This window comes from Quadrisphaera granulorum (assembly GCF_003149145.1).
In the GTDB taxonomy this organism is placed as follows: Bacteria; Actinomycetota; Actinomycetes; order Actinomycetales; family Quadrisphaeraceae; genus Quadrisphaera; species Quadrisphaera granulorum.
Genome location: NZ_QGDQ01000052.1, coordinates 1 through 10,070 on the forward strand (window position 1 = coordinate 1; position 10,070 = coordinate 10,070).

The following is a 10,070-nucleotide window of genomic DNA, read 5'->3' on the forward strand; positions in this document are numbered from 1 at the left end:
CTGATCGTGGGGTGCTGGGACCGGTACCGCTGGGAGAACCGGCCTCGCTCCAAGCGCATCCGCGCAGCATGATCACACCTACTGGCGGACGTTCTAACGGCCACGGTCTGCATCGACAGGCCCAGCACGTCGCTGAGCAGCACGAACTCCTGGCGGTTCTCGCTGGTTGTGTGGCCCACCCGCGTGAGGAAGGCGATGGCCGCGCCCCACTCCGCCTCGGTGAGCCGCACGTCGCGCACGAAGGCGTGCAGGTGGCGCACCAGCGCCTGGAGCAGGTGGCGCAGGCGCTCGTCGGGGGCGCCGTCGAAGGACGCGACGACGAGCTCGACCAGCTCCTCCTCGCGCGCCCGCTGCTCGTCGGACACCTCTGCTGGGCTCGCTGACGGACTCACCGACGGACTCACCGGTCGGCTCCTTCCTCGGTGACGGGGTCGCCCGCCCACGCCGCGCGCAGCAGGGCTTCCAGCGCGTCGACGTCGACCGGGCGGGGGTTGCTCGGGGGCACGTTCGGAAGCACCAGCTCCGCGGCGCGCCGCAGGTCGCGCTCGGTCAGCCCGACGTCGCGCAATGCCTGCGGACCGCCGAGGTCGGCGAGCAGCTGCCGCAGACCGGTGGCGGCGGGGACGCCGTCGAACAGCTCGGCGAGGCGCGCCGCGGCGTCAGGCGCGGCAGGAGCGTTGAAGGCCGTGACGTGGGGGAGCACGATCGCGTGCATCTCCGCGTGGGGCAGCCCGAAGGCACCACCCAGCACGTGGCAGACCTTGTGGTGCAGGCCCGAGCCCGCGGACGCGAACGCCACGGCCGTCAGGTGCGCTCCGTGGAGCAGCTGCTCGCGCAGCGCCAGCTGTCCGCCGGCCTCGTCGTCGTCTTGCGAGCCGGCCTGGGCAAGGCGCTGCAGCGCGGGCACGAGCGTCCGCAGGCCCTCGGTGCTCAACGCTCGGTTGATGGGGTCGGCCCGGGGCGCCCACAGCCCGTCGACGCCGTGCGCCACCGCGTTCAGGCTGGACACCGCCACGGAGCCGCGCGGCAGCCCGAGCGTGAGGGCGGCGTCGTAGACGACGGCGCGCGGCAGCACGCGCGGGTCGGAGCCGGTCTTCTTGACCCCGTCGGTGGTGATGCCCCACACGTCGGTGGCCTCCGAGCCCGCGAACGTGGTGGGGATGGCCACCAGCGGCAGCCCGGTGTGCAGGGCCACGGCCTTGCCGAGGCCGGTGGCCGATCCGCCGCCGATGGTCACCACGAGGTCCGCCCCGCTGCTCTCGGCCACCTCCACCGCCGCGGCGGCGCGCTCGGCGGGCACGTGCTGGGCCACCTCGTCGATGCTCGCGACGACGGGCAGCGCGCGGGTAACGTCTCCCGCCACCAGCGCCGACGACCGCCCGGCGACGACCAGCACGCGCTGGGCCCCGAGGTCGGTCACCGCGCGGGCGATGTTCTCCGCGGCCCGGTGGGAGCCGAAGAGGACCCGCTGGCCCAGCGAGGTGTGGTCGAACGACGTGAGCCCGGGGGAAGGGACGTCGGACTGGGCGCCGCTCATGCGCCGCGGCTCAGCACCTGGCGCAGCGCGCCCTCGAGGGCGGCGGCCGGGTCCTCCAGGAGGTGGTTCGACCGCCAGGTGACGATCTTGTCGGGGCGCACGAGCCACACGCCGTCCTCCTGCAGCTGGGTCCAGTCGTCGTAGAGGTCGGTGACGGCCTGTTCCGAACCGACGACACTCGCGCGCAGCTTGATGGTCGCGCATCTCGTCGGCTTGGGACGGGCTGCGTGAGACAGCCCGTCACGGCGGCTCTGCTCGGGGTGGGAGCCGTGCGGTCGGAGCAGCGCACCCGGTGGCCGAGACCGGTCACCGGGCCTTGTTGAGCGACCTCGCACGAACGCGGAGCTCACGTCGGTCTCCGTCTCATCGACGCGACGCGCAGGTGCTCGCGCAGGAGGCCCGAGACGACGTCGGGAAGCTCAGCGTTCACAAGGTGCGAGACACCGCTGACCACCTCGAAACGCGCATGGTCGATGCCTGTGGCGATCTCCCGGACCAGCGGCACAGGGGTCACCGGGTCCTCTCCGCCAGCGACAACCAGGGTTGCTGCGGTGATGGCTGGCAGTCTGTCTCGGACGTCGTGGAGCCCTACGGCCTCGGCGCAGGCCGCGTAGCCCTCCGGGGTTGTCGCTCGCAGCATCGCCAGGAGCCGCTCGGCCTCGCCGGGGTGGCGCGCGGCGAAGTCGGGGGTGAACCAGGCGCCGGTACGCGAGTCGACGAGGAACTCGGTCCCCTGTGAGCGCACCCTGGCGGCTCGGAGCGGCCAGGACGCCGGGTCGGGGAAGCGGGCCGCCGAGGCCAGCACGACGAGCCGGTCCACGCGGTCGGGGGCGTCCAGCGCCAGCTGCAGCCCGATGGCACCTCCAATGGAGACACCTGCGTAGCTGAAGCGGTGGACGCCCAGCTCGTCGACAGCGGCGAGGACGTCGGCCGCGATGCTGGCGATCGTGACCGGGCCGCGCGGGACGGGACTGCGCCCGTGGCCCGGGAGGTCGAAGCGCAGCACCCGGTGCTCGTCAGCGAGAGCTGCGGCCTGAGGGTCCCACAGGCCGAGGTCGGTGCCCAGGGACGGGCCGAGCACCACCAGAGGGCCGTCGGTGGGCCCGTCCACCACGACGTGCATCAGGTGTCCCGCCGGCCACCGGGGCCGGTCGCCCCGTCGAGGCGGTCCAGCAGGTCCACGGCGAGCGGTCCGCGCTGGGCGAGCACCCACGCGCTGCCCGTCAGCACCCGCAGCGCGGGGCCGGCACCCGAGGGAAGGACGTCGACGTCGAGGACCGGGCCCACGTCGCAGCCCAGGGGCAGGACCCGGGCGCGGTAGCGCCCCGGCGCCAGCCGGGCCGCGCCGGCGTCGAGGGGGTCGAGGTGCACGCCGGTTCCGCGGCGCGGTCCGCCCTCGTCTGCCACGAGCCGGTCACCTCGTCGGACGGCCACCTCGACCCGGTGTGGCCGGCCCAGCAGCTCCTGCAGGGCCTGCACGTGCCCCTGAGCGGCCAGTGCTCGGGCGAGCGTGGAGGAGCACCGCTCGTCCTCTCGGCGGACCGGAGCGACCGCGACGACGGTGGCGTCGGGACCGAGGGTCCGCTGCAGGGTGGCGGTGTCTCCCCGGCCGCCGGCTCCGAAGCGGTAGCCGGCACCGACCACCACGGCGCGGCAGTCGAGGGCTGCGCGCAGGACGCGCTCGGCGAAGGCCTCGGCGGGCTCGGCTGCCAGCGCGTGGGTGAAGGGCAGGACGAGGACGTCGTGAGCGCCTGCCTGCAGGAGCAGCTCGGTCCGGCGCCGCACCGAGACTAGGGCATCAGGCTCCGGGCGCCGCCCGAGCACCACTGCGGGGTGCGGGTCGAAGGTGACCACCACCGAGCGCACGCCCCGGCTGCCGGCCAGCCGCGCGGCCTCGGCGACGACCGCAGCGTGCCCCCGGTGCACGCCGTCGAAGACGCCCATCGCCACCACGCTCGGCCCCGGACGCGCCGGCACCTGCTCCAGGCCCCACCACACCCGCGACGGCGCGTGCACCGGCAGCGGGTCGGCTGCTGCGGAGAGGGTGGCGGCGCTCACGGGTTCTCGGACAGGGCGGAGGGGTGCGCGGTCAGGGCCGTCACCTCGATGGTCATGTAGGGGAACAGCGGCAGGGACCACAGCAGGTCGTGCAGGGCCGTGCCGTCCGGCACCTCGAAGACCGAGACGTTGGAGTAGTGGCCGACGACGCGCCACAGGTGCACCCACGTCCCCGCGCGCTGCAGCTCCAGGGCGCGGGCCTTCTCCCGCGCCAGAAGGTCCGCTCGCACCTCGGGGTCGAGGTCCGGGGGGACGGCGACGTCCATGCGCACGTGGAATAGCACAGCGGCCTCCGGTGGGTCAGGTGGTCAGCGACGGGGCAGTGGCCCGTCGAGGGTCAGCGGCGTGTCAGCCGCTCGACGATGGCGGGGTCGAGGTCCACACCGAGCCCGGGGCCGTCGGGCAGGTGCAGGTGGCCGTCGGCGTAGCGCAGCGGCTCGACGGCCAGCTGCTCGGTCATGAGCAGCGGACCGAAGAGCTCGCTGCCCCACGTCATGCCCGGGGCTGCGCACGCCAGGTGGAGGGTGGCCGCGGTGCCGACGGGTCCCTCGATCGAGGTGCCGGCGTGGCAGGGCACTCCGGCAGCGGCTCCGATAGCGGTGATCTCGGCGCTGCGGCGCAGCCCCCCGGACTTGGTGGTCTTGACGCTGAAGACCCCGGCCGCGCCGGAGCTCGCCAGGCGGAAGGCGTCCGAGGGAGTGCGCAGGGACTCGTCGGCCATCACCGGGATCCGCAGGGCGGCGCTGATCTGCCGGAGCCAGTCGACCTCGGCGGCCGGCACGGGCTGCTCGACGAGCTCGACGCCGGCGTCGGCCAGCGCCGGCAGCCACCGCAGGGAGGTCGCGAGGTCCCAGCGTGCGTTGAGGTCCACGCGCACGCCGGCGCTGTCGCGCAGCTTCTCGGCCACCTCGACCACCCGTGCGACGTCCGCCGCCGGCTCTTGCGCTCCCATCTTGAGCTTGAAGCTGGTGTGCCCTCCGCCGTCCAGCTTGGCGAGGGCCTCGTCGACCACCTCCCCGGCGGGCTCGGTGCCCAGGGCCCAGGTCACCGGGACGCTGGTGCGAGCCAGGCCGCCCAGCAGGGTGTGCACCGGCACGCCGAGGGCGCGGGCCCAGGCGTCGTGCAGCGCCACCTCGACGGCTGCTTTGGCGAACAGGTTGCCGGCCACGACGTCGCCGAGGTCCCGCTGGAGGTTCTCGATGTCGTCGGCCCTGCGGCCCAGGAGGACGGGCGCCAGGTAGCGCTCGACGACCAGCTGCATGGTCTCGACCGACTCCCCGCCCCACCAGGGGCCACCGGGGACCACGCCCTCGCCGGTGCCGGTGGCGCCCCCGGAGGTGGAGATGGTGAGCAGCATGATCGGCTGCGCCGTCATGCCGGTGCGGGCGAAGCGGTGCGGCCGCACCAGGGGGACGTCCAGCAGACGGGTCTGGACCCTGTCGATGGTCAGGTCGTGCACGGGGGGCTCCTCGGGGAGGGCCCCGGGGCGGCCCACCGTGTGGTGGACCGCCCCGGGGTGCAGGGGATCAGTCGCGCTCGAGGGCGAAGTCGTACTCCGCCACGCGCTCGCCGGAGGCGTTCTCGACGGGGTCGAGCACCAGCTCGGGCTTGGTCGCCTCGGCGACGTCGTCCTCGAGGTGCTCGCCGCCGGCGAAGTACAGCTGGGTGGTGATGGTGCGGTGGCCCGGTGCGCTGACCAGGAGGTGCAGGTGCGCCGGGCGCCACGGGCTCCAGCCGGCCGCGCGGGTGAGCGCGCCCGTCGGCCCGTCCGTGGGGATCTGGTACGGCGCGGGCTGGATGGTGCGGATCTCGAACCGACCCTCGGCGTCCGCGGTGACCACGCCGCGGAGGTTGCCCTCGGGCAGGCCCGGGGCGAACCCGGAGTAGAGCCCGTCGGAGTCGGCGTGCCAGATGTCCAGCGTGGCGCCGGTCAGCGGGGAGCCGTCGAGGTCGGTGACGCGGCCGGTGAACACCAGGGGGGTGCCCACCTCGTCGGGGCGGGCGGGCAAGGTGGCCGGGCTCGTCAGCTGCACCTGCCCCGGCAGGTAGTACGGGCCGAGGATGGTGCCCTTGCTGCCGTGCTGGGAGCGGGATGCCACCTCCTCCACCGCGTGCTCGACGAAGACGTCGAGGAACAGCGGCCACTCGCCGACCTCGCCGACGTCCATGAGCCACTTCTTGGCGGCCTGGAACTCGGGGTAGGTCACCTCGTGCTCGTCGATGACGCGGTGCACGGCCTTGAGGAGGGCCCGGGCGACGGCGTCGACCCGCTCGGTCGAGCTTCCCGCGGCGGCGCCGCTGTAGACCTCGTTGGTGCGGAAGGAGGCGCTGGCCGACGCTCCCGAAGCGGCGGCGGCGGTGTTGGTGAGGGTGTCGATCTCCTCGTCGGTCCTGTCCAAGGTGCTCATGTCTGCTCCTGCAGTGATCTGGGGTGTGGGTGGGAACGGAACGTCGCGCGGTCAGCGCCCGCGGCCCCGGCCGGTGAAGATCGACACGTCGTCGTTGCCGATGAGGTCCGGGACGGTCCAGCCGTCGAGGTCGTACTCGGCCAGACAGGCCTCCGCCAGGCCGGTCATCGCCGCGGTGGTGCCCTGCGCCTGGGCGGAGAAGAGCAGCTCGGCCTTGACGTTCTCGTGGTTGCCGGAGTAGTTGCGCTCGTACAGCTCGTGTCGACCGCCGAACTCCGTGCCGACGGCGTCCCACAGGGCCTTCATGACCTTGACCCTGTCAACGGCGTCGTAGCCGTTGGAGCCGCGGACGTACTTGTCCAGGTAGGGCCGCACCTCGGGGGTCTTGAAGTCGATGGAGTGGGAGTTGAGGTAGATCAGGCCGCTGGCGACGTCGGACTCGATGATCTCCTTGATCCGCGGGTAGGCCTGGATCATGAGCATGCGGTACGCCAGCCCGTAGTCGAGCTTGGGCAGCAGGGCACCGTTGGTCCACTCGTCGGGGTTGCGCGCCATGGCGTCGGCGAGGGCGTAGAAGGTGTTGCGCCAGCCGATGACCTCCCCGACGCGGGTCTGCACGCCGCGGAAGTCCTTGCTACCGGTGATCTCGAGGGCCTTGAGCAGTAGGCCCGCAATGAAGTCGATCTTCGTGGCCAGGCGGATGCAGCCGTGGAAGGTGAAGCGCGGGATGAAGCCGGACACGGGGAAGAACCCGTTGATCTTCTCGATGTCGCCGTAGAGGAAGACGTTTTCCCACGGCACGAGCACCTTGTCGAAGACGAAGATCGTGTCGTTCTCGTCCATGCGGCTGGACAGGGGGTAGTCGAAGGGGCTCCCCATGACCGCCGCCTGCTGGGTGTAGGAGGGGCGGCAGATGAGCTTCACGCCCGGTGCGTCCATCGGCACCGTGCAGATGAGGGCGAACTCCTTCTTCTTGATGGGCAGGCCGTAGTGGGCGATGAAGTTGTAGTTGGTGATCGCCGAGCCGGTGGCCACCACCTTGGCGCCGGAGACGACCAGCCCTGCGTCGGTCTCCTTCTCCACCTTCATGAAGACGTCGCCGACCTCGTCGGGGCTCATGTTGCGGTCGACCGGAGGGTTGATGATGGCGTGGTTCCAGTACAGGAGCTTCTCCTGGGACTCCTTGTACCAGCGCTTGGCGTTGTCCTCGAACGGCGCGTAGAAGTCGCCGTTGGCGCCGAGGGTGCCCAGGAAGCTGGCCTTGTAGTCGGGGCTGCGGCCCATCCAGCCGTAGGACATCCGCGCCCATCCCTCGATGGCGCGGCGGTCCGCCAGCAGGTCGTCCACGCTGTGGGGACTGCGGAAGAAGGGGTGGGTGTACCCGCCGTTGCCGGTGTCGGTGGGCACGGTGAGCATGTCGTGGGTCTCGGGCGCATGGACGGCGTCGTAGAGGCGCGCGGTCATCCGCACCGGGTTGCGGAAGGCGGGGTGGGTGGTCACGTCCTTGACGCGCTCCCCGTAGATCCACACCTCGCGGTCGTCCCGGAGACTCTCGATGTACTCGTCACCGGTCATGGGGCGCTGCGTCGGGGCGGCGTCGGCGTCGCCCTCCGCGGTGGTGGGCGTGGGGTTCTCCTGCAGGGTCATGGTGGTCCCTTCGTCGTCGGAGGTGAGTGACCTGCTCTGCCGGCTGGTCGGCCGGTGACCTGGGGGGGCTGGACGGCCGGGTGGATGGGCGCGGTCAGCCGGGGTGCGACTAGGAGGCCGCGCGCTGCTGGTGCGGGCGCAGCCGGGTGAAGGTGGTGCTGGCGTCGAACCAGCCCAGTTCGGGTGAGTCCATGGAGCCTTGCCAGTGCCCGTCGCTGAGCTGGGCGCTCAGCTCGCGGAAGCGCCCGCCGTGGTAGACCAGCGGCGCCGCGCCGGTGACGACGGCGTCGACCACCTCGCCGATGACGATGACGTGGTCACCGCCGTCGTAGGTGCGCCACGGCAGGCAGGAGATGGTGGCGGCGCACCCGGTGAGGACAGGTGCCACCGACCCCTGGGCCCACTCGGGCTCGGGGTCGCGGGGGCGCCCTGCGAAGTGCAGGGCCGTCCGCAGCTGGTCGGCCGCCAGGACGTTCACCGCGAACGGCTGACCGTCCAGGTGGGCGCAGACCTTGGCGGTGCGGGTCAGTGTCACCTGGCACAGGGCCGGCTCGGTCGACACGGCCGTGAAGGCGCTGATGGTCGCACCGTGCGGAGCACCGTCCTCGCGGGCGCAGGTGACCACCGTGACACCACTGGCGAAGCTGTTGAAGGCGTCACGGAGGAGGTCTGGAGCTAGCATCGTTGCATCTCCCTGCACGCTATGCGTACAACATGCACGCTGTGCGTGCAGCCGAGTTTGCACACGTCGGATCAGCGCCGTCAACCCCCTCTGATGACCGGCAGGGCCTGGGGCTGGGAGGCTGGGTGCGTGGTGCGGACCGAGACTGGCGGCGAGGGGAGCGACCGCGACCACGTCCAGTCCCTGGAGCGCGGCCTCGCCCTGCTGCTTGCCTTCGACGCAGAGCACCCGGACCCGACGCTCGCCGAGCTCGCGCAGCTCACTGGCTACTCCCGTCCCGCCGTGCGCCGCTTCCTCATCACCCTCGAGCGCCTCGGCTACGTCACGGCGCACGGCGGTCGCTGGTCGCTGACACCGCGCGTGCTGCTCATCGGCCAGCACTACACCGAGTCGCACGCCCTCATCGCCGTCGCCCAGCCGCACCTGCTGGCGATCGCCGAGCAGACCGGCGAGTCGTCCTCGCTCGCCGTGCTCGACGGGGGCGAGGTCGCCTATGTCGCCCGTGTTCCCGTCCGCCGGATCATGAGCATCAACGTGCAGGTGGGAACTCGGGTCCCTGCCCACGCCACCTCGATGGGGCGCGTCCTGCTGGCCTGGGCCCCCGCCGACGTCGTCGACGACGTGCTGACCCGCTACCCCCCGCGGGCGCTCACCTCCCAGACCACCACCGACCCGGTGGCTCTGCGCGACGCCCTGCACGAGGTGCGCGCCCAGGGGTATGCCGTGGTCTCCGGTGAGCTGGAGCCCGGCTTGCTCTCCGGAGCCGTTCCGGTGCGCGACCGCTCCGGCACAGTGGTCGCGGCGCTGGCGTCTTCTACCAGCAGCGGACGGGCCAGCGAGCAAGTGATGCGCCTTGAGACGGTCCCGCTGCTCCTCCGGGCCGCCGATCGCATCAGCACCGAGCTCGGCTTTCGCAGCCCCGTCCGTCGGTCGACGGCGTACGAGGGATTCTACTGATCAGCGTTAGCAGCAGCATGGCTGTCGCCGCTGACGCTGTTCGGTAACGGTCGCACCTGTCCGGTCAGCGATCCCTTCTGCGACGGACGCCGACCCCGAGCGTCATGGTGTTGGACGTACACCGAGGCGTCCGGTCAGCGGTCGTTGGGTGAGACGCCTTGACAAGAGATCGTGCGCAAGCCCGAAGCTGACCGGGGCCAGGTCGGCCCGTGTCAACTCACGGGGCTTGCACCAGCAGCAACGGTCGGAGCTGCGCAAGCGGTAGTCCGTCGAGCGCAGACTGCAGGTGCGGGTCGTCCACGTGACCGTCCAGCTCGAGCAGGCCCCCGCCCCGACCGGCGACCTCAGCGATGGTCCGAGCCAAGGCACCGCGCAGCACATCCACCCCAGTCAGCTGAGGCGGGACGCCGGCCGCCGCGACATCACGCACCACCGTCTCCGCGACGACCTCCCACCCAACCTCAGCCGGGAAGACCAGCACCATCGCGATGAGGCGACCGTTCCACCAGACTCCCGAGCTGCACCCCCGGTCCGCTTCCGCCACTGTCGCGGCGGCGACCGATTCCAGCGCACGCCGAGGTGCTCCGGCCGGGACCGGCGACCACGAAGCGTGCACCCACAGGTACTGCTCGGCGAAGGCCTGCGCCAGCTGCTCGGCGTCCAGCCTGTCCAGTGACTCGGTCCTTAGAACGTCCGCCAGTAGGTGTGATCATGCTGCGCGGATGCGCTTGGAGCGAGGCCGGTTCTCCCAGCGGTACCGGTCCCAGCACCCCACGATCAG

At 72.0% G+C, this 10,070-nt stretch carries 12 protein-coding genes; 1 reads left to right on the top strand and 11 read right to left on the bottom strand.

The window, feature by feature from the left end; translation table 11 throughout:
- From BXY45_RS22245 to BXY45_RS22290, 10 genes are all read right to left on the bottom strand, one after another.
- On the bottom strand, positions 1-404 hold a 404-nt coding region (locus BXY45_RS22245; RefSeq protein WP_245961973.1), incomplete at its 3' end, for a dioxygenase.
- Positions 401-1,537: a maleylacetate reductase gene (locus BXY45_RS22250; protein ID WP_109776726.1), complete on the bottom strand. Its 1,137-nt coding sequence runs from the start codon at positions 1,535-1,537 to the stop codon at positions 401-403. The genes BXY45_RS22245 and BXY45_RS22250, both read right to left, overlap by 4 nt.
- The gene (locus tag BXY45_RS22255) at positions 1,534-1,887 is read right to left on the bottom strand and encodes an aromatic-ring hydroxylase C-terminal domain-containing protein (RefSeq protein ID WP_109776727.1); all 354 of its coding nucleotides are present in this window, start codon (positions 1,885-1,887) and stop codon (positions 1,534-1,536) included. Before BXY45_RS22255 ends, BXY45_RS22250 begins: the two co-directional genes overlap by 4 nt.
- Positions 1,884-2,660, bottom strand: coding sequence for a 3-oxoadipate enol-lactonase (gene pcaD, locus BXY45_RS22260; protein WP_109776728.1), 777 nt, complete (start codon positions 2,658-2,660; stop codon positions 1,884-1,886). Before pcaD ends, BXY45_RS22255 begins: the two co-directional genes overlap by 4 nt.
- The gene (locus tag BXY45_RS22265; RefSeq protein ID WP_109776729.1) at positions 2,660-3,595 is read right to left on the bottom strand and encodes an adenylyltransferase/cytidyltransferase family protein; all 936 of its coding nucleotides are present in this window, start codon (positions 3,593-3,595) and stop codon (positions 2,660-2,662) included. The genes pcaD and BXY45_RS22265 overlap by 1 nt, the downstream gene beginning before the upstream one ends.
- Positions 3,592-3,879 carry a muconolactone Delta-isomerase gene (locus BXY45_RS22270; RefSeq protein WP_211319850.1) on the bottom strand — a complete coding sequence of 96 codons (288 nt, stop codon included), beginning with the start codon at positions 3,877-3,879 and terminating at the stop codon, positions 3,592-3,594. The genes BXY45_RS22265 and BXY45_RS22270 overlap by 4 nt, the downstream gene beginning before the upstream one ends.
- A gap of 53 nt (positions 3,880-3,932) precedes the next feature.
- Positions 3,933-5,054, bottom strand: coding sequence for a muconate/chloromuconate family cycloisomerase (locus BXY45_RS22275; RefSeq protein WP_109776731.1), 1,122 nt, complete (start codon positions 5,052-5,054; stop codon positions 3,933-3,935).
- 67 nt (positions 5,055-5,121) lie between these two features.
- Entirely contained in the window at positions 5,122-6,003 is an 882-nt protein-coding gene (gene catA, locus BXY45_RS22280) for a catechol 1,2-dioxygenase (protein WP_109776732.1), read from the bottom strand.
- Positions 6,004-6,054: 51 nt separating this feature from the next.
- The gene (locus BXY45_RS22285) at positions 6,055-7,650 is read right to left on the bottom strand and encodes a 4-hydroxyphenylacetate 3-hydroxylase family protein (protein WP_109776733.1); all 1,596 of its coding nucleotides are present in this window, start codon (positions 7,648-7,650) and stop codon (positions 6,055-6,057) included.
- Positions 7,651-7,759: 109 nt separating this feature from the next.
- Positions 7,760-8,332 (bottom strand): flavin reductase family protein, encoded by a 573-nt coding sequence (locus tag BXY45_RS22290; protein WP_109776734.1) that lies wholly within the window; start codon positions 8,330-8,332, stop codon positions 7,760-7,762.
- 129 nt (positions 8,333-8,461) lie between these two features.
- Between BXY45_RS22290 and BXY45_RS22295 the strand changes: the two genes are divergently transcribed.
- On the top strand, positions 8,462-9,289 hold the full coding sequence (locus BXY45_RS22295) for an IclR family transcriptional regulator domain-containing protein (RefSeq protein WP_218566960.1): 828 nt from the start codon (positions 8,462-8,464) through the stop codon (positions 9,287-9,289).
- Positions 9,290-9,506: 217 nt separating this feature from the next.
- Here the strand turns inward: BXY45_RS22295 and BXY45_RS23640 are convergent, their stop codons facing one another.
- Complete coding sequence (locus tag BXY45_RS23640; protein WP_170131693.1) at positions 9,507-9,773, bottom strand: hypothetical protein; 267 nt, start codon at positions 9,771-9,773, stop codon at positions 9,507-9,509.
- Between the last annotated feature and the right edge of the window lie 297 nt (positions 9,774-10,070).